This window comes from Pantoea endophytica (genome assembly GCF_002858935.1).
Taxonomy (GTDB): domain Bacteria; phylum Pseudomonadota; class Gammaproteobacteria; order Enterobacterales; family Enterobacteriaceae; genus Pantoea; species Pantoea leporis.
The window spans coordinates 410,947-437,440 of record NZ_PJRT01000005.1 but is presented as its reverse complement, the minus strand read 5'-3'; the positions used below and the strand labels follow the sequence as shown (position 1 = coordinate 437,440).

The 26,494-nt window shown below is 56.9% G+C and carries 24 protein-coding genes; 13 read left to right on the top strand and 11 right to left on the bottom strand.

Features of this window, described 5'->3' with window-relative positions:
• Nucleotides 1-169: 169 nt before the first annotated feature.
• From PZBJ_RS04425 to PZBJ_RS04415, 3 genes are all read left to right on the top strand, one after another.
• Complete coding sequence (locus PZBJ_RS04425; RefSeq protein ID WP_101761377.1) at nt 170-1,243, top strand: ABC transporter substrate-binding protein; 1,074 nt, start codon at nt 170-172, stop codon at nt 1,241-1,243.
• Nucleotides 1,244-1,253: 10 nt separating this feature from the next.
• Nucleotides 1,254-2,261, top strand: a complete 1,008-nt coding sequence (locus tag PZBJ_RS04420) for an ABC transporter permease (RefSeq protein ID WP_101761376.1) — start codon at nt 1,254-1,256, stop codon at nt 2,259-2,261.
• Between the two features lie 111 nt (nt 2,262-2,372).
• Entirely contained in the window at nt 2,373-3,422 is a 1,050-nt protein-coding gene (locus PZBJ_RS04415) for a PLP-dependent cysteine synthase family protein (RefSeq protein ID WP_101761375.1), read from the top strand.
• Nucleotides 3,423-3,488: 66 nt separating this feature from the next.
• Here PZBJ_RS04415 and PZBJ_RS04410 read toward each other — a convergent pair whose 3' ends face one another.
• On the bottom strand, nt 3,489-4,547 hold the full coding sequence (locus tag PZBJ_RS04410; RefSeq protein WP_101761374.1) for an ABC transporter substrate-binding protein: 1,059 nt from the start codon (nt 4,545-4,547) through the stop codon (nt 3,489-3,491).
• Nucleotides 4,548-4,747: 200 nt separating this feature from the next.
• Between PZBJ_RS04410 and PZBJ_RS04405 the strand changes: the two genes are divergently transcribed.
• The gene (locus PZBJ_RS04405; protein ID WP_101761373.1) at nt 4,748-5,896 is read left to right on the top strand and encodes an acyl-CoA dehydrogenase family protein; all 1,149 of its coding nucleotides are present in this window, start codon (nt 4,748-4,750) and stop codon (nt 5,894-5,896) included.
• Nucleotides 5,893-6,969, top strand: coding sequence for an LLM class flavin-dependent oxidoreductase (locus PZBJ_RS04400; protein WP_101761372.1), 1,077 nt, complete (start codon nt 5,893-5,895; stop codon nt 6,967-6,969). The genes PZBJ_RS04405 and PZBJ_RS04400 overlap by 4 nt, the downstream gene beginning before the upstream one ends.
• An 83-nt stretch (nt 6,970-7,052) precedes the next feature.
• Here the strand turns inward: PZBJ_RS04400 and PZBJ_RS04395 are convergent, their stop codons facing one another.
• The 7 genes from PZBJ_RS04395 to PZBJ_RS04365 are packed head-to-tail and all read right to left on the bottom strand — an operon-like array spanning nt 7,053 to nt 13,544.
• Nucleotides 7,053-8,375 carry a M20 family metallopeptidase gene (locus PZBJ_RS04395; protein WP_101761371.1) on the bottom strand — a complete coding sequence of 441 codons (1,323 nt, stop codon included), beginning with the start codon at nt 8,373-8,375 and terminating at the stop codon, nt 7,053-7,055.
• A 3-nt stretch (nt 8,376-8,378) separates the two neighbouring features.
• Nucleotides 8,379-9,323, bottom strand: a complete 945-nt coding sequence (locus PZBJ_RS04390; protein ID WP_101761370.1) for an ABC transporter permease — start codon at nt 9,321-9,323, stop codon at nt 8,379-8,381.
• Nucleotides 9,320-10,261, bottom strand: coding sequence for an ABC transporter permease (locus tag PZBJ_RS04385; RefSeq protein ID WP_101761369.1), 942 nt, complete (start codon nt 10,259-10,261; stop codon nt 9,320-9,322). The genes PZBJ_RS04390 and PZBJ_RS04385 overlap by 4 nt, the downstream gene beginning before the upstream one ends.
• A gap of 11 nt (nt 10,262-10,272) precedes the next feature.
• Entirely contained in the window at nt 10,273-11,244 is a 972-nt protein-coding gene (locus tag PZBJ_RS04380; protein ID WP_101761368.1) for an autoinducer 2 ABC transporter substrate-binding protein, read from the bottom strand.
• A gap of 31 nt (nt 11,245-11,275) precedes the next feature.
• On the bottom strand, nt 11,276-12,043 hold the full coding sequence (locus PZBJ_RS04375; RefSeq protein ID WP_101761367.1) for an ATP-binding cassette domain-containing protein: 768 nt from the start codon (nt 12,041-12,043) through the stop codon (nt 11,276-11,278).
• Nucleotides 12,040-12,699, bottom strand: coding sequence for a TenA family protein (locus PZBJ_RS04370; RefSeq protein WP_101761366.1), 660 nt, complete (start codon nt 12,697-12,699; stop codon nt 12,040-12,042). The genes PZBJ_RS04375 and PZBJ_RS04370 overlap by 4 nt, the downstream gene beginning before the upstream one ends.
• The gene (locus PZBJ_RS04365; protein WP_101761365.1) at nt 12,699-13,544 is read right to left on the bottom strand and encodes a BtpA/SgcQ family protein; all 846 of its coding nucleotides are present in this window, start codon (nt 13,542-13,544) and stop codon (nt 12,699-12,701) included. Before PZBJ_RS04365 ends, PZBJ_RS04370 begins: the two co-directional genes overlap by 1 nt.
• A 28-nt stretch (nt 13,545-13,572) precedes the next feature.
• Here PZBJ_RS04365 and PZBJ_RS04360 point away from each other — a divergent pair, with 28 nt between their 5' ends.
• Nucleotides 13,573-14,442 carry a PfkB family carbohydrate kinase gene (locus PZBJ_RS04360; protein WP_101761364.1) on the top strand — a complete coding sequence of 290 codons (870 nt, stop codon included), beginning with the start codon at nt 13,573-13,575 and terminating at the stop codon, nt 14,440-14,442.
• A gap of 4 nt (nt 14,443-14,446) precedes the next feature.
• On the opposite strand, the gene PZBJ_RS04355 is transcribed toward PZBJ_RS04360, so the two are convergent.
• On the bottom strand, nt 14,447-15,397 hold the full coding sequence (locus tag PZBJ_RS04355) for an ABC transporter substrate-binding protein (protein ID WP_101761363.1): 951 nt from the start codon (nt 15,395-15,397) through the stop codon (nt 14,447-14,449).
• Nucleotides 15,398-15,746: 349 nt separating this feature from the next.
• Between PZBJ_RS04355 and PZBJ_RS04350 the strand changes: the two genes are divergently transcribed.
• The 6 genes from PZBJ_RS04350 to PZBJ_RS04325 all read left to right on the top strand — a co-directional run bounded on the left by PZBJ_RS04350 (nt 15,747) and on the right by PZBJ_RS04325 (nt 21,882).
• Nucleotides 15,747-16,775, top strand: coding sequence for a LacI family DNA-binding transcriptional regulator (locus PZBJ_RS04350; RefSeq protein ID WP_101761362.1), 1,029 nt, complete (start codon nt 15,747-15,749; stop codon nt 16,773-16,775).
• Nucleotides 16,776-17,145: 370 nt separating this feature from the next.
• Complete coding sequence (locus tag PZBJ_RS04345) at nt 17,146-17,892, top strand: ATP-binding cassette domain-containing protein (protein WP_167391178.1); 747 nt, start codon at nt 17,146-17,148, stop codon at nt 17,890-17,892.
• Between the two features lie 18 nt (nt 17,893-17,910).
• Nucleotides 17,911-18,912 (top strand): ABC transporter permease, encoded by a 1,002-nt coding sequence (locus tag PZBJ_RS04340; protein WP_167391174.1) that lies wholly within the window; start codon nt 17,911-17,913, stop codon nt 18,910-18,912.
• A gap of 3 nt (nt 18,913-18,915) precedes the next feature.
• The gene (locus PZBJ_RS04335) at nt 18,916-19,995 is read left to right on the top strand and encodes a phosphotriesterase family protein (protein ID WP_101761359.1); all 1,080 of its coding nucleotides are present in this window, start codon (nt 18,916-18,918) and stop codon (nt 19,993-19,995) included.
• Nucleotides 19,996-20,008: 13 nt separating this feature from the next.
• Nucleotides 20,009-20,764: a glutamine amidotransferase gene (locus tag PZBJ_RS04330; RefSeq protein ID WP_101761358.1), complete on the top strand. Its 756-nt coding sequence runs from the start codon at nt 20,009-20,011 to the stop codon at nt 20,762-20,764.
• Nucleotides 20,764-21,882 (top strand): M20 family metallopeptidase, encoded by a 1,119-nt coding sequence (locus PZBJ_RS04325; protein WP_101761357.1) that lies wholly within the window; start codon nt 20,764-20,766, stop codon nt 21,880-21,882. The genes PZBJ_RS04330 and PZBJ_RS04325 overlap by 1 nt, the downstream gene beginning before the upstream one ends.
• A 69-nt stretch (nt 21,883-21,951) precedes the next feature.
• Here the strand turns inward: PZBJ_RS04325 and fhuE are convergent, their stop codons facing one another.
• The gene (gene fhuE, locus PZBJ_RS04320) at nt 21,952-24,147 is read right to left on the bottom strand and encodes a ferric-rhodotorulic acid/ferric-coprogen receptor FhuE (protein ID WP_101761356.1); all 2,196 of its coding nucleotides are present in this window, start codon (nt 24,145-24,147) and stop codon (nt 21,952-21,954) included.
• A gap of 527 nt (nt 24,148-24,674) precedes the next feature.
• On the opposite strand from fhuE, the gene PZBJ_RS04315 reads away from it, so the two are divergent.
• Nucleotides 24,675-25,076 (top strand): H-NS family histone-like protein, encoded by a 402-nt coding sequence (locus PZBJ_RS04315; RefSeq protein ID WP_101761355.1) that lies wholly within the window; start codon nt 24,675-24,677, stop codon nt 25,074-25,076.
• A gap of 207 nt (nt 25,077-25,283) precedes the next feature.
• Here PZBJ_RS04315 and PZBJ_RS04305 read toward each other — a convergent pair whose 3' ends face one another.
• A complete protein-coding gene (locus PZBJ_RS04305; RefSeq protein WP_101761354.1) occupies nt 25,284-26,483 on the bottom strand; it encodes an aminotransferase class I/II-fold pyridoxal phosphate-dependent enzyme in 1,200 nt (399 codons plus the stop codon).
• Nucleotides 26,484-26,494: the final 11 nt, after the last annotated feature.

Genomic DNA, 26,494 nt, shown 5'->3' with positions numbered 1-26,494 from the left:
AGAAATAAAGCATAAGCCTCGCCTTTCCCACATCGAAATAGCCATTTCGGCAAACCTATCCGCAAATATTCATAATGAAAAACTGCATGATGTCATGCGGGATTGTTATTTGGTCGCGCTAATTGCCTTTGCCATAGTGCCTGTGAACTTTATCTACAAGGAAGACAGGATGGCATTGCAACAATTCTCTCTGAGCCGCCGCGCGTTATTACGCGGGCTGGGTCTTTTTAGTGCCGGCATGGCGGTGAATCCGTTGCTGAGCAGCAACGTGTTAGCCGACGATAAATCCCTCAAAACCATCAAGCTGGCCTGGGGGCAAACCGCAGTGTGTCAGTCACCGATTTCGGTGGCGCTGAAGCAAGGCTTCTTTAAAAAGTACGGCTTGAATGTTGAGCCGGTGAACTTCAGCGGTCCCACCGATGCGCTGTTACAAGCGATTGCCACCGGCCAGGCCGATGGCGGCATCGGCATGGCGCTGCGCTGGCTGAAACCGCTGGAGCAGGGTTTTGATGTGGATCTCACCGTTGGCACGCACGGCGGCTGCATGCGTTTACTCGCGCCGCAAAATAGCGGCATCCGCGATGTGAAAGATTTGGTGGGCAAATCGGTGGCGGTCAGCGATCAAGCTAGCCCGATTCGCAACTTCTTCGCCATTCAGCTGGCGAAACAGGGCATCGATCCCGATAAGCAGGTCAACTGGCTGCAATATCCGCCCGACCTGTTTGGCGAAGCGCTGCGCAAAGGCGAAGTACAGGCGCTGGCTACCGACGATCCGCAGGGCTGGCTGCTGAAGAAGCAGCACAACCTGGTGGAAGTTGATAACAATCTAAAAGGCGAATACGCCAACCTCACCTGCTGCGTGCTGGGCCTGCGCGGCTCGCTGGTACGTGACGATCCCGCCACCGCGCGTGCTATCACTCAGGCGATTGTCGATGCGCAGCAGTGGACCGCCGAACATCCGGACGAGACGGCGAAAATCTTCCAGCCGTTTGTGCCCGGCTCCGTCGCGGTGGAGGATATCGCCGCGATGCTGAAAGAGCACACTCATAGTCATCACTCCACCGGCGTGCAGCTGCGCAAAGAGGTGGCGGTTTATATCGATGAGCTGAAAAAAATCAACGTGATCCGTCCGGATACCGATGCGCAGCGCTTCGCCGAACACTATGTGCCGGAGCTGTTGCCGGCGGAATCCGCCCATCAGCACGCCAGCAACATGGCGCACATGAGCAACATGTCGAGTTAAGGAGACGAGAATGGCCAGTGAAACCCTGACGATTGCCCGCAACCGTGATGTGCCGCGCCGCCTTCAACCGGCGGTTTGGGGTGCGCTCCTGCTGTGGTGGGCGCTGGTCGCGCTGATGGTGACGGTGCCGGATAAGCCGCAGGGTTTTGCCGCCCCGCGCTTTGTCAATGAAACGCACGAGCTGTTTGCCGCCATCGCGCTGCTTCTCACCGGGCTGGCGATTGCCTCGGGCCTGTTCCCACGGCTGACACTACTCGCGCCGCTCAAACGCAGCGGTCCGTGGCTGATGGTACTGGCGCTGCTGATCGGCTTGTGGGAAACCGTCACCGGCAAACTGGCGCTGCTGCCCGCGCCGTTTTTCGCCCCGCCGCGTGCGCTGGTCGAAGCCTATGCCACCGACTGGCCGCGCCTGCTGGATAGCGTGCTCAATTCGCTGCGTCTGCTGGCCTTCGGCTTTATCTACGGTAGCGTGGTTGGCTTTATTACCGGCGTAGCGATTGGCTGGTCGCGCGGCTTGGGTTATTGGGTGCATCCGATTCTGCGTTTCCTTGGCCCGGTGCCTTCTACCGCGCTGCTGCCGCTGTCGCTCTACTTCTTCCCGTCAAGCTTCTCGGCGGCGGTATTTCTGATTGCGCTGGCGACCTGGTTCCCGGTGACGGTGCTAACCTGGTCGGGCGTTTCCAGCGTTGATACGCGTTATTACGATGTGGCGCGCACGCTCGGTGCCAATTCGCTGTTCCTCGTGTTGCGCGTGGCGGTGCCGGCAGCGCTGCCGCACTTGTTTGTCGGCCTGTTTATGGGTTTGGGCGCGTCGTTCTCGGTGCTGGTGGCGGCGGAGATGATGGGCGTGAAGTCCGGGCTCGGCTGGTATCTGCAGTGGGCGCAAGGCTGGGCGGCTTACGCCAATATGTACGCCGCGCTGATTGTGATGGCGCTGCTGTTCTCTTCGCTGATCTCCCTGCTGTTCCTGGTGCGCGATCGCCTGTTGTCATGGCAGCGTAGCGCGGTGAAATGGTAACGACATACATTGCGTAATGAATTGCGCCGATCCGGTATGTGCACCCATCCGTAGCGGCGCGATTTATCGCGCAATCATTCAGGCTCATCTCATCTATTTATGAGGTCGATTATGGCTGCAAAAATTTCTGCTTCTATCACTGAACTGATTGGCAACACGCCGCTGCTGCGCCTGTCTCGCTACGCACAGCAACACGATATTCAGGCCGATTTGGTCGCCAAACTCGAACTGTTTAATCCCAATCACAGCGTGAAAGATCGCATCGCCCTCAGCATGATTGAAGCCGCCGAACGCAACGGCATTATTCAGCCCGGCGATACGCTGGTTGAAACCACCAGCGGCAACACCGGCATTGGGTTAGCGGCGATTGCGGCGGCGAAAGGCTATAAGTTCCGCGTCTATATCAATGATTTCGTTAGCATCGAACGCAGCCAGATTATTCAGGCGTACGGTGCCGAAGTGGTGCCGTTCAGCACCATTGAAGGGTTCAAAGCGTTTTACGATGCCAGCAACGGCGATTTCGTCGCCGCCACCAAATGGCTGGCCGAGCAGGTCACCGCAGCGGAACCGGAAGTGCACTTCCTGCTGCAGCTGGATAATCCGGCCAATCCGGCGGTGCATGAGCGCACCACCGGGCCGGAGATCTGGCGCGACAGCGGCGGCGAGCTGGATATCTTTATCGCCGCCGTCGGCACCGGCGGCACGCTCTCCGGCACCGGACGCTATCTCAAACAGCAGCATCCGGAATTACAGGTTATCGCCGTGGAGCCGGGCGTGGGTTCACAGCCGAGCGAACTGCGTCCGGATCCACTGGAGATCACCGGCGTGCATGCGTTCAGCAACCAGACGCCTGAGCGTATTCCTGCCAATCTCGATCACCGCGTTTACGATGAAGTGATCGCGGTGGAAACCTGGCAGGCGTATAAAGCGGCGCGGCAGTTGGCGCTGAGCGAGGGCGTGCTGGTGGGGGATTCGTCCGGGGCAGTATTGTGGGCGGCACAACAGGTTGCAGCGCGACCAGAGAACCGTGGCAAGCGCATTGTGGTGTTGCTGGCCGATGGCGGCAGCAGTTATTTAACCACCCAGCTGTTCGCGCATCAGGTACCAGCCGAATCGCTGAAGCTGGCGAGCGCCGTGCAAACCTCCAGGAAAATCGCCTGAAAATAATGCGCGATAAATCGAGCCGCTACAGAATCCTGCATGTATTCGTAGCGGCGCGATTTCAATTTAAACCAGCACGTTGCTGGTAATCCCCTTAGCAAACAATAGCGGATCGGTTTCCGGTCGTAACACGTTGATCGCCTTTAAATCGCGCGCATACACGTCGATCTCATTCACAAACGCGTTCCCCACCGAATAGTGTCCGTGCGTATGTGTTTTCAGCACGCTGGCGATCTCTTGCGGCGTGGTGTTGAGTGCCTGGCCGTTAAACTCGCTGCCAATCGCTTCGGGATGTTTGGCCGCATAAGCATGCGCCTGCAAAATCGCGTGGGTGATCGCCGCCGCCACTTCCGGCTGCTCGCGAATCAAACTGCCGCGCGTGCCCACCACACAGCAACTCAGTCTGGCGTACTCGTCCATTAAGTTGGTGCCAATCTCGCGGTAGCCTGGCTTCTGGGTTAAGCGCCACATCACCGGATCGGAACCGCTGGCGGCCTGAATCTCGCCCTTCTCCAGCACCATCGGCAGCAAATCCTGCGGGAACACGCGCCAGTCGACATCGGTATTGGGATCGACGCCGTGCTTTTTCAGCATCAGTGAGAAGAAGTTTTTATCCGCGCCCGCCATGTCGGTGACGCCAATGGTTTTGCCTTTCAGTTGCTCCAGCGTGGTCGGCCCGCCATCGCGCGCCAGCAGGCGCATACAGCCGCCATGCGTGCCGGCGGTGAGTTTGACGTCAAAGCCCTGCTCCAGCGCTTTCAGCCAGCGCAGCGCCATGCCGATGGCAGCTTCGGCTTTGCCGGTGGCGATGGATTCCAGCAGCAGTTCGGTGGAGTTGCCGAAGTTAACGAACTCCACTTCCAGGTTGTGCGCTTTAAAGAAGTTATGCTGATCGGCCACCACTACCGGCGCAAGGCAGATGGCGTTAAGATTGACCGCCAGACGCACATGCGTTGGCTTCGCCAGCGTCCATTTTCCGGGGCCATCTTGCAGTAAATCGCCGGGCATCTGCATGCCCGCCATATGATCATCGGCAAACACGCGGCCCGGTAACGTTGCCGCCATCGCCGCTGCGGCGGAATATCCCAGAAAATGCCGACGGGAAACTAAATAATTATTTGGCATTAAATGACTCCCAAAAGTAAATGCAGGTGAAGGTGTTGACCCTAATTAATGGCTCGCGCAGAAACAGCCATTGCAAATTAACACTTCCACCGGCGGCAGAATTATGCCGATTCCGCATGTATATAGCCGGTTTATTGCTTTTACAGCGGTGGCAGAACAGGAAACAATTAAGCCTGATTTAATAAGGGGATTAATAACGCATGGCAAATAACCCGCCCTTTCTGGCTGAAATATTGCCGGTGATTATTCAGGCCTTAGAAAAAGAAGCTGAAGAGGTTGATCGCAGCGGCGAATTTCCCAAAACCGCTTTTAGCGTGTTGCAGCAGCATGGCTTGCTGCACTTTGTATTGCCGACGGCGTCGGGCGGCAGCGGCGGCGATCTGCTGGCAAGCCAGGCGATTATCCAGGCCGTGGCGCGCGGCGAACCTTCTGCAGCGCTGATCCTCATCATTCAGTATCTCAACACGCGTCGCCTCGACGACAGCTCAAACTGGCCAGACGCGGTGCGCCGCAAGGTGGCGGAGAGCGTGATTCGCGACGGTGCGCTGATCAATGCGCTGCGCGTCGAACCAGAATTAGGCACGCCCGCGCGCGGCGGATTGCCCGCCACCCGCGCACGCCGCACCGCTGAAGGCTGGCGCATCAGCGGCGAGAAGATTTACTCCACCGGCAGCTATGGGCTGAGCTGGTTTCTGGTGTGGGCCAGCAGCGACGATGCCGATCCGCTGGTCGGCAGCTATCTGGTGCCGGCCAACGCGCCCGGCATCCACATTATTGATGAGTGGGATCACCTCGGCATGCGCGGCACCTGTAGCCATCGCGTGGTGCTGGACGAGGTGCTGATCCCGCTCGATCACGCGGTCAACGTCGCGCCGTGGAGCACGCCGCGAGCGGGCCTCAACGAAGAGGAATCGCTGTGGATGGCGGTGCTGCTCGGTTCGCTGTACGACGCCATTGCGCACAGCGCGCGCGACTGGTTTATCGCCTTTTTGCAGCAGCGCGTGCCGGCCAATCTTGGCGCACCGCTGGCATCATTGCCGCGCTTCCAGGAGCTGGTTGGCCGCATCGATACGCTGCTGTTTACCAGTCAAACTATGCTAAGCAGCGCCTCCCACGGCCACATCGCCAGCGGACATGCCGCGCAAATCAAACAGGTGGTGACTGAAAATGCCATTCGCAGCGTGCAGCTGATGGTGGAAAGCATTGGCAACCACGCGCTGACGCGCCACCATCCGTTACAACGTCACCTGCGTAACGTGCTTTGCGGCCGCATACATACGCCGCAGGACGACGCCATTTTCACTTCCGTGGGCAAATCCGCCCTTTCTGCTGAGAGGAGTACATCATGACGCTGGAATTTATTGGTCTGGTTGGGGCGCAGGAGAGCAGCGAATCGGTGGCGGCGCATGGGCCAACTGTCGATGTGCCGTTTATCAAAGCCTTTTCCCACGCGCAGGAGTACGCCGGATTTGACAAGGTGCTGCTGGCGGTGAATACCCGCGCGCCGGATTCGATGATCATCGCCAGTTATGTGGCGGCTTTTACCGAAAAATTGGGCTTGCTGGTGGCGCATAGACCCGGCTTTCAGGCACCGACTTTTGCCGCCCGCCAGTTTGCCACGCTCGATCAGCTCAGCCAGGGACGCGCGGCCATCAATGTGATCACCGGCGGCGACAGCGGCGATTTGCAACGCGACGGCGATTTCCTTAGCAAAGATGAGCGTTACGCGCGCACCGGCGAATATCTCGACATCATGAAACTGACGTGGGAATCACGTACGCCGTTCCGCTATGACGGCAAGTTTTACCAGGTGGAAGATAATCTCACCGAGGTTAAACCCTGGCAGCAGCCGCGCGTGCCGGTCTATTTCTCCGGTGCTTCAGAAGCCGCCATCGATATCGCCGCGCGTCACGCCGACGTGTATATGATGTGGGGCGAACCGCTGGAGCAGGTGAAAGCGAGAATTGAGCAAGTGCGCGCGGCAGCGAAGAAATATGGCCGCGATAAACATATTCGTTTCAGCCTGTCGCTGCGCCCGATTCTCGGCGATAGCGATGAACAAGCCTGGGCGCGCGCCAATCGACTGCTGCGGGATGCGCAGTCCAACATTGGCGGCAAGGCGATTCAGCCTGATAGCAATACCGGATCGCAGCGACTGTATCAGCTCGCCACCGCGCGCAAAGTATACGATAGCTGCCTGTGGACGGAGATTGCGGCGCTGTCCGGCGCGGCGGGCAATTCCACCGCGCTGGTGGGTTCAGCGGATACCGTGGCCGATGCCGCGCTGGAGTATTACAAGCTCGGCATCACCACGTTCCTGTTCCGTGGATTTGATCAGCTGCGCGATGCCACCGATTACGGACAACATTTGTTGCCACGCATCCGTGAGCGGGTGAAGACGTTAGCGGCCGCGGCGGCGTAGAAGGCCAATGGCGCGCGATAAATCGCGCCGCTACGGAGGTGCGCGATGGTCCGTAGCGGCGCAATTTATTGCGCCATTGCGGGTTAAGATGCGACGCCACACCAGCGCACTAACGTCAATGCTATGGCTTTGGTGCAGGCTACCAGATCGGCGATTGGCACATGCTCGTTGGGTTGATGCGACATCGCCGGATCGCCCGGTCCAAAGTTCACCGTTGGCGTCTGCCCTAGTGTGCTCGGCAGTCCAATGTCGCTGTGCGCGCCGAATCCGGCCAGTTGCGGATTGAGTGCCGCATCACTGACGCCCTGCTGGAAGGTGGTGACAAACGGGTGATCCGCTTCGATTTCGGCGCAATCGGCATCCAGAATCCATTCCACTTTGGCCGGATGTTGCGCCAGATAAGGATCGAGCGCACAGACTTTAGCAACGTGCGCCTCAATCTCTTTTTTGACGTGTCCGCCCAGCCCCATCTCATCCTTCTCGCCGGGCAGATATTGCACATCAATCACAATCTCGGCGCGGCCCGCAATCGAGGCCGGATGTTCACCCACTTTCAGCTGCGTAACGATAATCTGGTTTGGTAATTCCATCAGCGGATGGTTTTTGCTCGGCTGCGTCTGCCAGCGGCGATTCAGCACATCCAGGCCATCGAGCATCTGGCGGCACAGCGTCACCGTATCCACCGGGCCGCTGCTGTCCCAGCTGTTGGGCGTCAGCTCCGCGTGGCCGCCGATGCCGTCGAGAATAATGCGGCCCCACAAAATGCCGTGGCAGATTGGCGAGATGCGGTTGGCGGTCGGTTCCGTCATGATGCCCGCATCGGCTCTGAATCCGCGATCGACCATCGCCAGCGATCCCATGCCGCCGATCTCTTCATCCACCACCGTGGTAAACACCACGTCGCCCGCCAGACGAATGTTGAGATCCTGCAACAACTCGACCGCCATTAACATGCAGGCCACGCCGCCTTTCATATCCACCGCGCCGCGACCGTACACCGCTGCGTTTTTGATCTCCGGCACAAAGGGATCGGTGAGCCAATGTTCCGGCGGCCCCGGCGGCACCACGTCGATATGACCAGTCAGCATCAGCGATTTGCCGCCGCCCGCGCCAGTTAACGTGCCGCCGAGATTGGGGCGACCTTCAAAGGTGCGGCCTTTATTGGCGCCCGGTCGGCCCTGATACTTGGCGTAGAGCGCCGGACCATCCGGATCCCACAGATCGGTTTCCATCCCCAGCGATTCCAGACGCTGCTGCAGATAGCGCTGGCAGTCGCGCTCGCCCGGCCCAGCTTCGCGCGGATCAACTTTGACGATCGAGGGAAACGCCAGCAGATCGCACAGCGTGTTGGCGATGCGTTCGGCGCTCGCCTCAACGTGCGCGCTGATTTGTTCAGTCAGATTCATTAGTTATCTCCGATAGATAAAAAGTCGTTGTGCCATCAATACGATAATCAACAGAATGCCCACCACGCCGAGTTGCCAGACGCTGTTCAATCCCAGCTGCAACATGCAGGTTTTGAGGGTGACCAGCATCAGCGCGGCGGCTAACACGCCGATTACGCTGCCGCGTCCACCAAAGATCGCCACGCCGCCGAGCAGAGCCGCGGTAAGGGATTCGAGCTCCAGATTGACGCCGATTTCCGGGCGCGCGCTGCCCAGCCAACTGAGCGAAACGAATCCCGCGCAGCCCGCCAGCAAGCCGCTCAGGCAGTACGCGAGAAAGCGCAGGCGATCGACCGGAATGCCGACCAGCCGCGTGGCGTGTTCGTTGAAACCACAGGCGTAGATCCATTTGCCCCATGCACTTTTGCTGAGAATCAGCCAGGCGATGAGGAATGCCGGAATCACGCAGGTGAGAAACGGCAAAGGAATAAAGAACTGCGCGCCGCGTCCCCATTGCGTCAGTTGCGCAGGCACGCCGGCGACGGCGGCGCCGCCGGTTAGCGCCAGCGCCAGACCGGAAAACAAGTAGAAGCTGCCGAGCGTGACAATCAACGGCCAGAGACGCAGCCGCGCGATCAGCCAGCCGTTAATCGCGCCTGCCAGCGTGCCGGTGATCAGGCAGATCGGCGGCAGCCAAAGCGGATTGATGCCCTGATTGAGCGCCAGCATGCCGATCACCGCCGAGAGCGAAACGTTGCCGCCCACCGAGAGATCGATACCGCCGCCGCCGCTCATCACCACCAACGATTGGCCGAGCGCCACCAGCGACAGCAAGGTCGCAAACTGCAGTATCGAGGTGATTGACCAGCCAGCCAGCATCTGCGGCAGCACCAGCACAATGCCGATGGCCAGCAGCAGCCACAGCGCGCTGAGCAGCGTCAGGTCGGGAGATTTGCGCCATAACGTCATGCGATCCTCCTGAAGGCAAAAACGCGACCGCTTGCCGCTTCACTGCTTAGAACGATCAGCAGCACCGCGCCGGTGACCACGGTTTGCCACAGCGACGGAATGCCCACCAGCAATAAGCCGTTTTGCAGAATGCGCAGCAACAACACGCCGAGCAGCGTGCCCAACAAACTGCAGGCACCGCCGGTAATGCGCGTCCCGCCCAGTACCACCGCCGCGATGGCTTCCAGCGCCAGACTGCCGCCGACCGTCATTTCGACGTTGCGATAGGTAGCGATGTAACAGGTAGCGGCGATGCCGCACAACAGGCCGCTGATCATAAAGGTCGCGATGCGCACCTGAGTGACCGGAATGCCCGCCAGCCGCGCTTTCTCCTCTGAATTGCCCGCCGCCAGCAGCCACAAACCGTACGGCGTGTGACGTAACACCAGCCAGACGCTCGCCCACACCAGCACGATGACCCACGCCATCACCGGTAAACCCAGCAGCGGATGCATCAGGCCGCTGGTTAAGCTGCCGGGCAACCCGGATAACCACTGTCCGCCCAGCAGCGCAAACAGCCCGGTGCGCCACACACCGAACAGACCAAGCGTGCCAACAATTGCCGGAATGCGGCCTATCACCACCACCAGCGCGGTCATCAAACCCAGCAGCAAACCGAGCAGCGGACCGGCCATTGCTGCCAGCCACGGCGATTGCAGCAGCAACAGCTGGCCGACGCCCCATGCGGCAACGCCCATCACCACGCCCACCGAGACATCCACGCCGCCCATGGCGATCACCAGCGTCATTCCCAGCGCAATCAACAACAGTTCACTGCTGTTGCGCAGAATAGTGAGCAGGTTATCGACGGTGGCGAACCAGGGTGAAAACCAGGAAAAACCGGCGATGGCTAACATGGCAATCGCCAGCAAGGCGATCTCCCGTGAAGTCATGTGCATGCGAAGCCCCGTTAGAATTTGAACTGATCGACATTCTCTTTGGTGAATACCGCTGGCGAACCGAGCAGCAGCACGCCGGTTTTGCTGTCAAACTTCACCGCTTCGGCGAAGCCCGGCACGCGGTTTTCCGCGCTGAAGGCTTTGCCATCAATCAGCTGTTTGCCTGCCCAAACGGTGAGATAACCGAGCTTCTCCGGATCCCACAACACGGTGTAACCAAAGGCGCCGCTTTTCAGGTAGGCGCGCGCGGTGTTAGGGCTGCAGAAACCGCTGCCGATCACTTTGCCATTTTTGCCTGCGGTCTCAATCGCCTGTGCCACGCCAGGGCAAGTGGTGGAGGCCATAGCGATCAGGCCTTTGATATCCGGATTCGCCGACATCAAATCGGTGGCGATCTGCGCCGCGCGGCTGGCGGAACCGCCGGCATATTGCGGTTTCAGCAAGGTGATATGGGGATATTTGCTCTTCACCCGCTGCTGCATAAAGCCAATCCAGCTGTTGAGGTTGGAGGCGGTGGCTTCGCCGGAGACGATGCCGATTTTGCCGTGATCGCCGACGCGCTTGACCATCTCATCAATGATGGTGTCACCCAAACCCTGATCGGTGGCCTGCGCCACATAAACCGGGCGTCCGCTGTCGGGCGCGTCGCTGTCGCTGGTAAACAGATGCACATTGTTGGCTTTCGCCTGCGCCAACACCGGCGCGATGCTTGAGGCATCGAGCACGCTGATGCCAATCGCATTCACTTTCTGCGCGATCAGGTTCTGCACAATCTGCAATTGATCCATGGGATTGGTATCCACCGGACCGCTGTAAACGAACTCGACGCCCAGGTCGCTGGCCGCGCGTTTACCGCCCGCTTCCATCGCCTGAAAATAGGGAATACCGATGATCTGTGGCACAAAAGCCACTTTCTCGGCGGCGAGGGCATAACCTGAAAACAGTAATGAGAGAGAACAGACTGCAGTGGTAATTCGACGCATCTTTATTTCCCCTGGGTTAATGGCACAACAATTACTGATTCTCAAAGGCGCGCGCATCGGGATGCGCACCGGTAATTAATGAAACGATTTCATCGGGCGAGGTTTCGGCGTGACGGCGCTCAGCAATTTTTCGCCCCCGGCGGAACACCACCATGCGATCGGCCACCGCGAACACGTCGCTGATGTTGTGGCTGATCAGCACCACCGCGCAGCCGCGTGCGGCGAGTTTGCGGGTGAGCTGTAACACCTTCTGCGTTTCAGCCACCGCCAGCGCGGCGGTCGGTTCATCCATGATCACCAGCTGCGCGTTGAGGTTGAGCGCACGACAGATCGCCACCGCCTGGCGCTGTCCGCCCGAGAGGCTGCCAACCGAGGCTTCGGCATCGGAGATATGCGCGTCGAGATCCTTTAACAGCTGATCAACCTGCTCGCGCATTTCCCGGCGACGCAAAAACGGAATGCCCAGCACGCGCCGCTTGAGCTCACGTCCAAGAAATACGTTTTCCGCGATGCTGAGGTTCTCCGCCAGCGCCAGCTCCTGATAAATGGTGGCGATGCCGTGTTCAGATGCCTGGCGCGGCGAGGTGAATTTCACCGCTTTGCCATCGATCCACAATTCGCCGTCGCTGGCGCTGTAGGCGCCCGACAACACTTTGGTAAAGGTGGATTTGCCCGCGCCGTTATCCCCCAACAGCGCCAGTACTTCACCGCGATGGATGCTGAGATTGACCTGATTGAGGGCGGTTAAGGCGCCAAAGCGTTTGCAGATGTTGCGCGCTTCAATAAAACAGCTGCTCATCTCGCCTCCCCGCTGCTGAGATAGGCGGCGCTGTGGAAATCGATTTCCCACTGCAGCACCTGCGCGTAGAGATTGGATAAGCGCTGCTTCTCCTCTTGCGTCAATGCCAACGCGGCGCGATCCAGCTCAGCTTTCAGCCACCGCGCCTGCTGGTGAAACTCCTCTTCGGCATGCATATCGACCCAATGGCGAATGTCGTCATCCAGCAGCGGCTGGGCACTGACGCGCGCGCACCAGTGGTAATACATCCACTCGGCACCAAACATCAGCGTGAGGATCTCGACGAAACTGCCCTGCTTTGCCACGTTAAACATGCCATCGCGGAAGGCGGTGACGCCGGGCAGATCGTCGGGATAATCCAGTGGGTTAATATTGCGGCGCGCCAGCACCGCTTCAAACCAGGCGATTTGCGTGTCCACCAGCGCATTCAGCACGCCGATTAACCAGCGCTGCTGACGGATATCCGGCGCTTTGCTTACCGCCAGCGCGAAGATGTTGATGGCGGTGGCGACAAAGTTGCCTTCGAATACCAGATAGCGATTGAATACCGCGTCGGGCAGCTGATTGCGCTCGATATCCAGCACAAACGGATGCTGCTGCATCGCCTGCCACAGCGTGTGGTGCTGCTGTAAAAGCTGGTCAGTGAAGCTGTTCATTACGCCTCCTCCAGCGCCGCTTGCGCCACGGACATAAAGTGCTTCACGCGTTCCAGCTCGACCTCATTCCACCACACGCCATCAAATTTCAGGGTGCTGGCGACAATCACGCCTTGAGTACGACCAAGAATCTGGCAGACGTTGGCAGGCGTGACGCCGGAACCGACCAGCAGCGGCAGCTCGGTGGCGGCGCGGATTTCGTCGATCTCATTCAGCGTGGCGCTGTCGCCGGTGCGTTGCCCGGTGGCGATCACCGCATCGGCTTCAAAGAAATCGACGTCGCGCGTCAGCTCCTGAATCGAGCGATCAGCCACAATCGCGTGGCTGCCGTGTTTGACGTGGCTGTCGGCAAACACGCGAATGTGTTCGGCGCGCAGCTGGCTGCGGTAGCGCAGCGCTTTCGCCGCCGCACCTTCAATAAAGCCTTCGTTGGCGATATAGGCGTTGGCCCACTGATTGACGCGCACAAAATCCGCGCCGCCGGCTAAAGCGGTGGCAAAGGCGGGAATCGCGGCGTTCGCCAATACGTTAATGCCCAACGGCACGCCAAAACGCTCGCGGATCTTTTCGGTGATCACCGCCATAAAAGCGGCAGTTTCCGGCCCAATATCGTCTGGTTTGGCAAACGGAATATCGCCGTGGTTTTCGATAATTAACCCATGCACGCCACCGGAAATATAATTCTCGGCATCACGCAGTGCGCGCTCAATAATAGCTGGGAGCGGTTTGCCGCGATATTTAGGTGCACCCGGAAAAGCATCACAATGCACTACGCCAATCACTGCTTTCTTTCTGGAAAAAATATCTTGTATTGCGCTGGTTTTTCCTGCTGATATAGAAACCATCTTCTCCACCTTATTAACGAGAACCATTATGCAAATTTATGTTGCAGGGAATATTGTTGTTGATGAAACCTGGTCGATTGGCGATCTGCCGCAAAAAGGCGCATCGATCCACGGCGTAAAAACCTCGCAGGATATTGGCGGTAAAGGCGCGAATCAGGCGATTGTTATTGCACGCTGTGGTCTCGATACACGATTAATTGCCGCAATCGGTCACGACAGTAACGGACAATGGCTGCGTGAGAAAATAGCGCATGAGCCGGTTAAGCTATTTCCCACTCAATATTCTTCACCACACAGCGACTCCTCAATTATTCTTAACAGCAGCGATGGCGATAACGCCATTATTACTACCACCGCTGCGGCAGATGCATTAACCGTCGAACAGATGCTGCCTTATTTAGCCGATGCAAAGAAAGGCGATATATTGCTGCAACAGGGCAACTTCTCGGTTGAGAAAACCCGTGTTCTTTTTCTCTGGGCAAAAGCCAACGGCATGAAAACGGTCTTTAATCCTTCGCCGGTCAATGCTGATTTCGCCCAACTTTGGCCGCTAGTGGATATCGCGGTGGTTAACCAGCTGGAAGCTGAGCGGCTGCAACCGGCTGGCGTCAGCACCTTAGTGATCACCCAAGGCGCACAAGGCGCGTGGTTGATCACCGAAACCGAGCGCCACTTCTGTCCGGCAGCGGCGGTAAACGCGGTGGACAGCACTGGCGCGGGCGATACCTTCCTCGCCGTGCTGCTCGCCTCCTCGCTGTTACGCGGAGTGGAGCCCGATGCGCTTGCCCTGAAGCATGCCAGCCAGGCCGCCGCTATTACCGTGAGTCGTACCGGCACCGTTAACGCTTTCCCCACACAACAGGAACTCGCTGCGCTGCTGACTTCGCGCAGCGAGTGATCGGTTACTTAAACAGCGAACGGTAACTGTCGACGTTCGCTTTGGTGACCACGGTGGCCGGCACCAGAATAGTTTTGTTCACCGTTTTGCCTTCGGAGAGCGCGTTGAGGGCTTTCAGCGCCTCTTCACCCATCTTTTTCGGATCCTGCTGCAACACGGCGGTGACGTAGCCGCCATCGATCCCGCTGATGGCTTTGGCCGTCAGATCCCAGCCAAATACTTTGATATCTTTCTGGCGGCCCTGGTTTTCGACCGCCGCAATCGCACCCAGCAGTGCCGGTTCGCCGGTGGCGTAAATCGCGGTTAAATCAGGATTGCCAGTGATCAGATTTTCTGCGGCCGTCATGGCGTTGTCCTGAATATTCTGGCCATCCACCACATCGGCAACGGTGATTTTGCTGTTGCTTTTGATGGTCTCTTCGAAGCCTTTCTGACGCTGGTTCTGAATCGCCGAGTTCAATGCACCAACAATGCCGAGACGCGCTTTGCCGCCCATCTCTTTCGCTACGTAATCGACGAAATATTTACCGAGGATTTTGCCGCCTTCGAGATTATCTACGCCAACCTGCGCTGCTTGTGGACCGGCCGGTAATACAGCATCAATGGCGATGACCGGAATGTTAGCCGCTGCGGCTTCTTTAATGGCGGGCATAATGCCGTTGACGTCAATGGCATCAACCAAAATACCTTTCACACCTTGCTGAATATAGTTTTCAATTGCATCGTTCTGCGCCACTGGATTATCGGTGGCGTTAAAGATAACCAGATCTTTTCCGCTGGCTTTTGCGGCTTCCTGTGCGCCCTGATTCATCAGATTAAAGAACAGCGCCTGCTGATTAATTTGCACCAACGCATACGTCGGCGCAGCCTGCGCCAGCGAGAAAAATGAACCCGCAGTAATTAAGGTGGAAGCCAAAACCAATGAACGCAGTTTTCCGGTGAAAGATAACATCATGGTGTTCCTCGTCGGGAATAAATAATAATCAGCGTTTCCCAGCGTTAAGCACTGAGATTATTTTTGGCGGGCGAATATCGATGACGTGATATACACACTGCATAAGTGCAGTGTTTTTATAGCGACCTGCTTAAGTTTGTTTCGGTAACCCATCCGCTAGGAATACCCGGTGAAATAACTTAAGTCGGCTTGGGAAGTGATTCCCGGTAATGCGGTAAACTGTGCATACAATTCGCTGAGTAAATATTTTTGTCAAGTGTTTATTTGGTTGGCGATGTGTAATGATTAACGCGTAAGGTCGCCATTCATGGCGACCTTGTAACCACTACACGATGATCCCGATGTAATAATGGCGAGGAACATGAATTCAAAACGCGTGTTGTTAACCGACGTGGCACAATTAGCCGGGCTCTCTAAAGCCACGGTCTCTCGCTATATGAATCACAGTATCGTGTTGCCGCAGGAGACAATTGACCGCATCGAAGCGGCGATTCGCCAGCTCGATTATCGCGGCAACAGCCTGGCGCGACGCCTGAGCAAAGGTGGCAGCGAAACCCTGGGTTTGGTGCTGCCCGATATCACCAACTCCTTCTTTGCCGAACTGGCTGATGCCGCAGAAGAGGCGGCGTCGGCGCGCGGTTACAGTTTGGTGCTGTGCATCACCCGCAACAATCCCGACAAAGAAGCGCAGTTCATTCGCTGGCTGGATACGCGTCAGGTTGATGGCCTGCTGTTCACTACCAACCGACCGGATAACGGCCTGTTACGTAAAGAGATTCAGCGCCATCAGCATATTGTGTTGCTCGATGAAGATATTCCCGGCAGCAGCGTGCCGAAAGTGTTTGCCGACAATGTGCAGGGCGGACGCATCGCCACCGAACAGCTGATCGCCGCCGGACATCGCCACATCGCCTTTATCGGTGGCCCGGAACAGTTGATGAGCGTGCGCGAACGTTATCTCGGCTTCTGCACCGCCATGAAGCAGGCCGGTTTATCGGTGCCTGCAGAATGGGTGATGTACGGCAACTACGAGCGCGAGTTCGGTCAGCAGGCTTTGCAGCGGCTGTTCAGCCAGTCGCCGCGCCCTTCCGCAGTGTTTGCGGCCAGCGATTATCTGGTGCTGGGATTGCTGGACGGTTTACGCGCCAGCGGCTTGCAGGCACCGGATGCCCTTTCGCTGGTCGGCTTTGATGATGCTAACTACACCGACCTGACGCAGCCGCGCATCTCCACCATCCGCCAACCCGCGCGCGAACTGGGTTATACCGCCGTGGACATCATGCTGCGCCTGCTGAATAACGACGTGAATATCCCGCTGGAAACACGCTTACCCGTTGAATGGGTGGGACGCGATTCGATTCAAATCCGCCTACCCTGATCCACCGTGGCGCAAAATTGCACAGATTTGGCGCAAAAGTTGATCAATCAAGTGAAGTTCAGTACTTCGAGGTAAACCGGTTTACTGAACAATAAAATTTTAACCTGCTGAATCTTCACGCGTTTGATGCAGGCCAAACTGACTAAATTCTAACCTGGCACAGAAGCTGCAACGTTCCCAGCGGCAAACAAATATCGTTGTAACCCATTGCTCTGGAAGTGCGGCCAGTGTTTTAACTGACAGGTAAACCGGTTTACTAGAGGGTAAATCGTGTCAGTTAAAGCATTGCTGCGCTAACAGGCCAAGTTCCCGGTAACCGATTGGGAGTGTTCAGATGCAGCAGCCTCATGCTACCCCAGCGCGGGTAGAGATGATTAACATCACCAAAACTTACGGTTCGATACAATCCCTACGCGGCGTCAATCTTCAACTGGCACCGGGCGAAGTGCTGGGCTTAGTCGGCGACAACGGCGCGGGTAAATCGACGCTGACCAAGGTGCTCTCCGGCGCGGTGGTGCCCACCAGCGGCACCATTCGCATTGACGGTGAACAGCAACACTTCACCAATCCGGCCGATTCGCGCCGCTGCCATATTGAAATGGTCTATCAGGATCTGTCGCTATGCGACACGGTGGATGTCGCCGGCAATCTGTTTATGGGACGCGAGCCGATGAAAAGCGTGCTCGGCATTCCCTTTCTCGATCAGGCAAAAATGCACGCCGAAGCGCGCGAGATGCTGAAAGGTTTGGGCATTTCGATTCCGGATACGCGCTTGCTGGTGCGCAATTTGTCAGGCGGACAACGCCAGGCTATTGCCATTGCGCGCGCCGCCGCCTTCGAACCGAAAGTGCTGATCATGGATGAACCGACCGCTGCCTTAGCGGTGGCAGAAGTGGAAGCAGTGCTGGAGTTGATTCGCCGCGTCTCGGCGCGCGGCGTCAGCGTTATCCTCATCACCCATCGCCTGCAGGATCTGTTCCTGGTGTGCGATCGCATCATGGTGATGTACGAAGGCACCAACGTGGCGGACCGGCGCGTGGCGGATACCAGCTTAAGCGATATCGTTAATTTGATCGTGGGTGAGAAATTTACCGCTCACTCAGCGGCTGCACACTGAGGTAACGGGATGAGCATCATGAATTTAAGCAGTTCGCGCATGATCCAGCATTCGCTACCGCGTCGCCTGTTGCACAACCATTCGGGCGTGGTAAGCATTGCGCTGTTTTTCATCTTTTGCTGCGTGGTGTTTTCGCTGATCACCAGCAATTTTCTCTCCAGCAACAACTGGCTGAACATCATTCGCCAAAGCGCCCCGCTACTGATCGTCGCCACCGCGATGACGCTGGTGATCACCACCGGCGGCATTGATTTATCGGTGGGTTCAACGCTGGCGCTGGTCGGCGCGCTTTCGGCTATCGCGCTGAATAACTGGGGATTGCCGTGGCCGGTGGTGTTAATTGGCGGACTGCTGCTGGGCGGATTGGTTGGCGCCATCAACGGCTTCTTTATCGCCTTTGAGGGGATTCCGGCGTTTATCGTCACCCTGGCTACCTTGGCCGTGGTACGTGGGATCGCTCTGCTGGTCACTCAGGGTTATTCGATTCCGGTGCCGGCCGACAGTCTGTTTACCTTTATGGGCCGCGCATGGGTGCTGGGCATTCCGATGCCGGCGCTGATTGGCATTGTGGTGCTGTTCGCCGGGCATATTGTGCTCAACCACATGTGCTTTGGTCGCTACGTGACGGCGATTGGTTCGAATGCCGAAGGCGCGCGTCGCAGCGGCATCAATACTAAATCGGTCACCATGAAGGTCTATATTATCAGCGGCATGGCGGCGGCGCTGGCCGGGATGATTATCACCGCGCGTCTCGGCAGCGGCTCATCCAATCAGGGCGAAGGCTTTGAGTTGCAGGTGATCGCCGCCGTGGTGCTCGGCAGCACCAGCCTGTTTGGCGGCTTCGGCACCATTATCGGTACGCTGCTGGGCGCGCTGTCGATTGCGATTATCCAGAACGGGCTGATCCTGTCGCACATCTCGCCGTTCTATACGCAAATCGCAACCGGCACCATCATTCTGCTCGCCATCTGGCTCAACACCCGCATTCTCAATCCCACTCGCGCACCGGCAAAAGGATAGCTCATGAAAGGATCGATTTTTCGCCATGCGGATCCGTTACCGCTCGGCGTGAGCAGCGGACATGTGATGACGGTTTTAGGGCCGCTGCCGCTGGCCGAGATGGGCGTTACCTTGATGCATGAACACATTCTGTTGGATGCATCCGGCAAGTGGGTGCCGCCCTGCTGTTGCAGCGATCGTCATATCGCTGAGATGCCGGTGAAAATGGAGAATCTCGGTGAACTCAACATGAACCCGCTGATGAGCCGCGATAACTGCCAGCTGTTTGACGTCGATATGGCGATTGACGAGCTGATGAAGTATCGCGCGCTGGGCGGCGAAACCATCGTCGATCCTACCAACATCGGCATTGGCCGCGATCCCAAAGGGCTGCAACGCATCGCGCGCTTAACCGGACTCAACATCGTGATGGGCACCGGCTTGTATCTGGAGCCGTCGCATCCGGAATGGGTGAAGAGCATCAGCGTTGAGCAACTCACCGAGAAGCTGATTTTTGACCTTGGCGGCGCAGCGGAGAAACCCGAGGTGATCGCTGGATTGATCGGCGAGATCGGCATCTCCAGCCGCTTTACCGCCGATGAAGAGAAATCGCTGCGTGCCGCCGGACGCGCCAGTGCGGCAACCGGCGTGCCGATTCAGGTGCATCTGCCGGGTTGGGAGCGTTTAGGTCATAAAGTGCTGGATATTCTGCAGCAGGAAGGTGCCGATCTGCGTCACACCGTGCTGTGCCATATGAATCCCAGCTTTGCCGATAAGACCTATCAGCGTGAACTGGCCGACCGTGGCGTGTTCCTGGAATACGACATGATCGGCATGAGCTATTACTACGCTGATGAATCCGCGCAATCGCCTTCCGATGAAGAGAACGCGCGCGCCATCTGCGAGCTGATTGATGACGGCTACATTCAGCAGATTTTGCTGTCGCAGGATGTGTTCCTGAAAACCATGCTGACGCGCTTTGGCGGCCACGGTTATGGCTACATCCTCAAACATTTTGTCCCGCGTCTGAAACGTCACGGCGTTAGCGGCGAACAACTCGAAACCTTAATGATTGCTAACCCGCAGCGCGTATTTGGTGGGTAAAAGGGAAAATATCATGCAGAAACAAGTCTTGCTGGTGGGCGAATCCTGGACCAGCACCTCGAACCACATCAAAGGCTTTGACCAGTTCTCCACCGCCACCTGGCACAGCGGTGCCAACGATTTTATCGCGGCGCTGAAGGATAGCGATTACGCCATTACCCACATGCCAGCGCATGCCGCCGCCACCGATTTCCCGCTGACGCTCGAAGGGCTGCAAAAGTGGGATGTGATTATTCTGTCGGATATCGGTGCCAACACGCTGCTGCTGCATCCCGATACCTGGCTGAAAAGCCGTCGTACCGCTAATCGCCTGGCATTGATTCATGATTACGTCGCCGCTGGCGGCAGCCTGATGATGATCGGCGGCTACTTCAGTTTTCAGGGCATCAACGGCGGCGCGCGATTCCGCAATACGCTGGTCGAAAAGGTGTTGCCAGTGCGCTGCCTCGCCTGGGATGACCGCATTGAAACGCCGGAAGGTTCTACGCTGGAGATGACGCAATCACATGCGCTGTTCGATAACATCTCCGGCGAATGGCCGTGGATGCTGGGCTACAACGAGGTGGAGATGCAGCCCGAAGGCACGCTGCTGGCGACCGTCGCCGGCACAGCGCATCCTTTATTAGCGGTGCGGGAATATCAGCAAGGCCGTTCGCTGGTGTGGACCAGCGATATGTCGGCGCACTGGCTGCCGGAAGAGTTTACCCAATGGCCCGGCTATCGCCAGCTGTGGATTAACTGCTTCGACTGGCTGACGGAGCGCGCCTGATGCAGCCCGCTTCACTGGCACTTGCTCAGCAACTGCTCGGCTTCGACACCATTAATCCACCGGGCAACGAAGCTGCCTGCATGGCGTTTTTTGCCGCGTGGCTCAGCGATCAGGGTTTTGAGGTGCAGCTATCGTCGTTTGGCGAAGGTCGCAGCAATCTGGTGGCGCAGATGCGCGGCTCCGCTGCGGGCAAACCGCTGGCGTTTACCGGACATCTCGACACCGTGCCGCTCGGCAATCAGCCGTGGCAGCACGATCCTTTTGGTTCGGAAATTGCGGACGATCGGCTTTATGGGCGCGGTTCGAGTGACATGAAAGCGGCCATCGCCGCTTTTGCCCACGCCTGCATCGAGCAGCAACCGGCGATTCGCGCCGGGCGTGGCGTGGTGTTGCTGATTACCGGCGGTGAAGAGACCGGCTGCGATGGCGCGCAGGCGCTGATTGCGGCCGGAACGTTGCCAGAGATTGGCGCATTGATCGTTGGTGAACCCACCGCCAACTATCCGGTAATTGGTCACAAAGGCGCGCTGTGGCTGCGCTGCGAGACGCGTGGCAAAACCGCGCACGGTGCGATGCCGGAATTAGGCATTAACGCCATCTATCTCGCTGCCGATGCGTTAGGCAAAATCCGCCACTTCTCGCCGGGCGCGCCGCATCCTTTAATGAAGCAACCGACGCTGAACGTTGGCCACATTCAGGGCGGCCTGAATATTAACTCGGTGCCGGATCGCACGGCGTTTGATGTTGATATCCGCAGCGCGCCAAACCTGCAACACGCCACTATTCGCCAGCGGTTAGGCGAATTAATGGGCGAAGCAGTGCACATCACCACTTTGGTCGATCTGCCTGCGGTGTTGAGTTCCGTAGAGAATCTGTGGATTCAGTCGATCTACCGTCATTGTCAGGCGTTTTTCGAGCAGCCGTTGCAAGCGCGCGTGGTGCCCTACTTTACCGATGCATCGTTGCTGCTGCCCGCGCTGGGTGATCCGCCGTGCATTATTTTAGGTTCGGGCGAACCGACGATGGCGCATCAAACCGATGAGTATTGTCTGGTGAGTAAGCTGGGGGAAGCCGAGCAGTTGTATGGGCAGATTATTGCGGAGTGGATGAAGGGTTAATATCGGTCGCCATGAATGGCGACCGCCGAGAATTGCTGGGTACACAGTCCTGCGCACCCAGCATCTTTATCAGAAACGATAGCTCGCCGAGACAGAGAAATTACGTGGATCGCCGTACACGATGCCGCCGTTGCTGACATTGGTGTCGTACTCTTTGTCGAACAGGTTGTTGATGTTTGCCTGCAGTGAGACGTTTTTGGTGACGTCGTAGCGTGCGAACAAATCGACCACCGAGTAGCTGCCCTGACGTGCGCGCCAGGTGCCTTCGCCATCTGGACCGCCAATGTCACCGTAGGTTTTCGACTGCCAGGTCACGCCACCACCCAAAGTCAACTGATCCAGCATCGGCAAGCGATAGCTGGTGAAGAGGTTGAATGAGGTGCGCGGCAGCTGAGAATTGTAGTTCTCGCCTTCGCGATCTTCCGCCACATAGCTGGTACCGCCGAAGGTCATCTGCCAGTTATCGGTTACCGCGCCGTTGACTTCAAACTCCACGCCACGGCTCACTACGCCACTTTTACCCACATAAATGGCATTGCCCGTTTCCGGGTTGGTTTGTCCGGTCGCTTCGCCAACGTTATCCAGTTCGGTGCGGAATACGGAGATAGAAGTAGTCAGGCGGCTGTTAAACCAGTCTGATTTCACGCCCGCTTCGTAGTTTTTGCCAATCACCGGCGCCAGGAATGCACCTGAGGCATCCTGATAATCCTGCGGCTGGAATACCGAGGTGTAGCTGGCATACGCCGACCAGTTGTCGTAGAAGTCCCAAATCACACCACCGTACGGCGTGATGTTGTTCTTCTCCATCTCTTCGCTCAGCGTCTGACGATTCCAGTTGGTATAGCGCGCGCCGAGAATCACATGCAGCGGATCGGCCAGCGAGATGCGGGTTGCCAGATAAGCAGATTTCTGACGTACCAGCTGTGTATCTGAAGCCGGTTCGCGCGGATCCCAGTTAGATTCCGGGAAATCGCCGTTGTAGTTATTGAAGTTACCCAGCTCTGCTGATGAGATGTTCTCCCACGAGCTGTAGTACTTGTTGTCCTGACGACTGTAGTTAACGCCAATCATCAGCTCATGCTGACGTCCCAACAATTCGTATGGGCCGCTGGCGAAGGCATCCACCGCATCCACTTTACGTTTACCGGTGTTATAGCCGGTGCCGCCGATAACCGGATAGCCGGCGTAAGAGGAAGAGCCCGCGCCGGTGGTTTTATCAAAGAAGCCATCGATATACAGCTGTTTGCTGTCGAGGAACATTTCGTTGTGCGTGCCGTTAAGCGTGATGTTCCAGCCGTTATCGAAGTTTTGCTGCAGGTTAACAAAGACCTTTTTGTTTTCTTTGTTGTTGTAAGCCCAGTCTGGCGCGGTGTTGTAACCACGACGCGCTTTGATCTGAGAACCGTCGGTATACCAGCGCGGGGAACCGCTCCACATTGGCGAATCGGTGTTTACCTGGGTAAATTCGTAACCAACCGACAATTTGGTGGAGTCGGTCAGATCAGCGTCAACCACGCCATAAACGAACTTTTTGTCTGCGCCGTAGCGTTCGATAAAGCTGTTTTTGTCTTCATAGCCCGCAACCAGACGACCACGCACGTTCCCTTCAGGCGACAGCGGTGCAGAGAGATCGGCAACGTAACGCTGCTTGTTCCAGCTGCCGTAGCTGGCGGAAACATCACCGGTGAACTCTTTGCTATCGGCGTGCTTGCGCACCATGTTGATGGAGGCGGAAGGATTGCCTGGGCCAGTCAGCAAGCCGGTGGCACCGCGCACCACTTCGACGCGCTCATACAGCGCCATGTCGCTCTGCGCGTCGCCAAGGTTCCAGCGTGAGGCGAAGGCAGTTGGAATACCGTCGACCATATAGTTGTCGATCAGGAAACCGCGCGAATAGTAGTTAGTGCGGTCCATATCAGAAGAGACGCCGTGGATACCGGTGGTGTTCTTCAGCACATCGTTCAGCGATTGCAGCTGTTGGTCTTGCATACGCTGCTTGCTGACGATTGAAACCGATTGCGGAATATCGCGCGCGGTGAGCGCCATTTTGGTACCGGCACGCGTCACCGGTACGCTGTAATCCTGTGCCGCCTGCTGTTGCTGATCGGCGTTGGCGCTGGCATCCACGTTCAGCGTCTGTTCGGTGTTGGTGGTCTCTGCTGCCTGCGCGATACCTGACGCAACCATCACAGCCAGTAAAGAGAGACGTAACGCACGCTGAGGCGCACTGCCGGGTTTCCTGACGCGCAAATCACTGAAAGACATACGATTCCTCAATCAACTTATCGTTATTTTTTTGCGGCACCGCTGCTGACGTCGGAAAGAGGAACGACAGTAAGGAAGCCGTTAAGAAAGCAAATGAGAAATATACGCATTAAGATTTCCAATGCAAGAAATTGTTACCAGTTTACTGACACTTTTACACTTGGTGAAAAGCCTTATTCTTCAACGAGTAATAGTTGACTTACGTTATTTTCAGGAAGGTTCATGGCGGGGCTTTCGGCAACTATGTGAAATTGAACAGATTCTTATGTGTACGGTACCATTTATGGCGACCTTCACACGCACCGCATACACACGCATATTAAATCACCCACTATTATTCTCCTTACTCTCCCGCGTCACGTGAATAAGCCAAATAGCTCGATAAAGCGTCACGGAATATAAAAGAATCTCTGATCACCCGGATATTTTACAGACAATTCTGCCCACGTTTGATTATTTTACTTTGGCAAAAAATCTCGTAGAATGCTTCCCTTTACACCAGTTAAATAAGTAATAAGGATTAATACATGAGCGATGCACTTAAAGCATTGAACAATCTTCGTACGCTGCGTGCCGAGGCGCGTAATATTGACGTCGCAGCATTAGAAGAGATGCTGGAAAAATTCGCCGTGGTCGTCGCAGAGCGCCGTGAAGAAGCGGAAGCAGAAACTGCAGCTCAGCGCGAAAAAGAAGAAAAGCTGGCGCTGTATAAAGAGATGTTGTTGAAAGATGGCATTGATATTAGTGACCTGGCGCAATTAACTACCCAGGAAAGCAAACCCAAGTCGAAACGTGCTCCGCGCCCCGCGAAGTATAAATTCATCGACGAACAGGGGAACGAGAAATTGTGGACCGGCCAGGGCCGTACGCCATCACCGATTAAAGCCGCACTGGAAGCGGGCGGTTCAATGGATGATTTCCTGATTTAATCGGTGACTTGCTGTACAGCGCATGAACAGTAAAAACGCAGCGTAAGTGCTGCGTTTTTTCGTTATTACTTCTGCGCGTTAATCTGTTTGATATACGCTTTTAAAACGTCGTAAACATAATCCTGGCAAGCGATACCGTATTGCGCATCATACTTGCCGTTAAGTCAGATAATCCCCCGGAAATATCTGACGTCTTTACCAGTAAGCTTATTTCAGAACCGCGCAGGCCTGCGCAATTCTGCGACCCGCTTCACGCACCGTTTCAATGTCGGTGGCAATCGACAAACGGAAATAAGGTGATAATCCGTACGCGCTGCCCGCCACGCCAGAGACACCGCTTTCCAGCAGATAATTCATCACATCCTGCTCGCTTTCGATCTTCTGACCATCGGGACGCGTTTTACCTAATAAACCGGCGCAGCGACAGAAAATAAAGAACGCGCCATCAGGATTAAGCACGTCAATTTCCTGCACCGGCTTTAACAGCGCCATAATCGCATCGCGGCGATCCTGATAAGCCGTGCGTTGCGGCGGCAGAAAGTCGAGTCCACCGTTATACGCCGCCACCGCCGCAGCCTGGCTGATCGCGCTGGCACCGGAGCTGTTTTGCGACTGCACCACCACCATCGCGTCGATCAACGCTTTAGGCCCGGCACCGAAACCGATGCGCCAGCCGGTCATGGCGTAGGTTTTCGACACGCCGCCCACCAGCAGAATACGGTCGGCTAAATCCGGCGCAACGTGCAGCAGGCTAATATGTTCACGGCCATCAAACAGAATATGTTCGTAGAGTTCATCCAGCATGATCAGCACATCAGGATGATCGCGCAGCACCGTCGCCAGCGCGGTCAGCTCATCTGCGCTGTACACCATACCAGAAGGATTGCCGGGATTGTTCAGCACCAGCCAGCGGGTTTTGGCGGTGATCGCCTGCGCCAGCTGTTGCGGCTGCAACTTGTATTCCTGCTCCAGCGGACACGCCAGCAGCACCGCTTCGCCGCCGTTAAAACGCACGCTATCCGGGAACGTCGGCCAATAAGGCACAGGCACAATCACCTCATCGCCTTCATTCAGCGTGGCGGCAAAGGCGTTGAAGATAATCTGTTTGGCACCGTTGGCGATGCAAATTTGCGCCAGCTCATAATCGAGCTGATTTTCATTTTTCAGCTTAGCCAGCACCGCTTTGCGCAGCGGCGTGGTGCCATTGGTCGGCGTGTAGCGCGTCTCACCGGCTTCCATTGCCGCCACCGCCGCCTGGCGAATATGCGCGGGCGTATCTAAATCTGGCTCACCGGTGGTGAGATCGAGAATATCCACGCCCTGCTCTTTCAGCTGGCGCGTCAGTTGACGCGCCGCCGCATTGGCAGAGAGCGACACGGACTGCACACGCTTTGATAAGGTGACCATGTTGAGCTCCT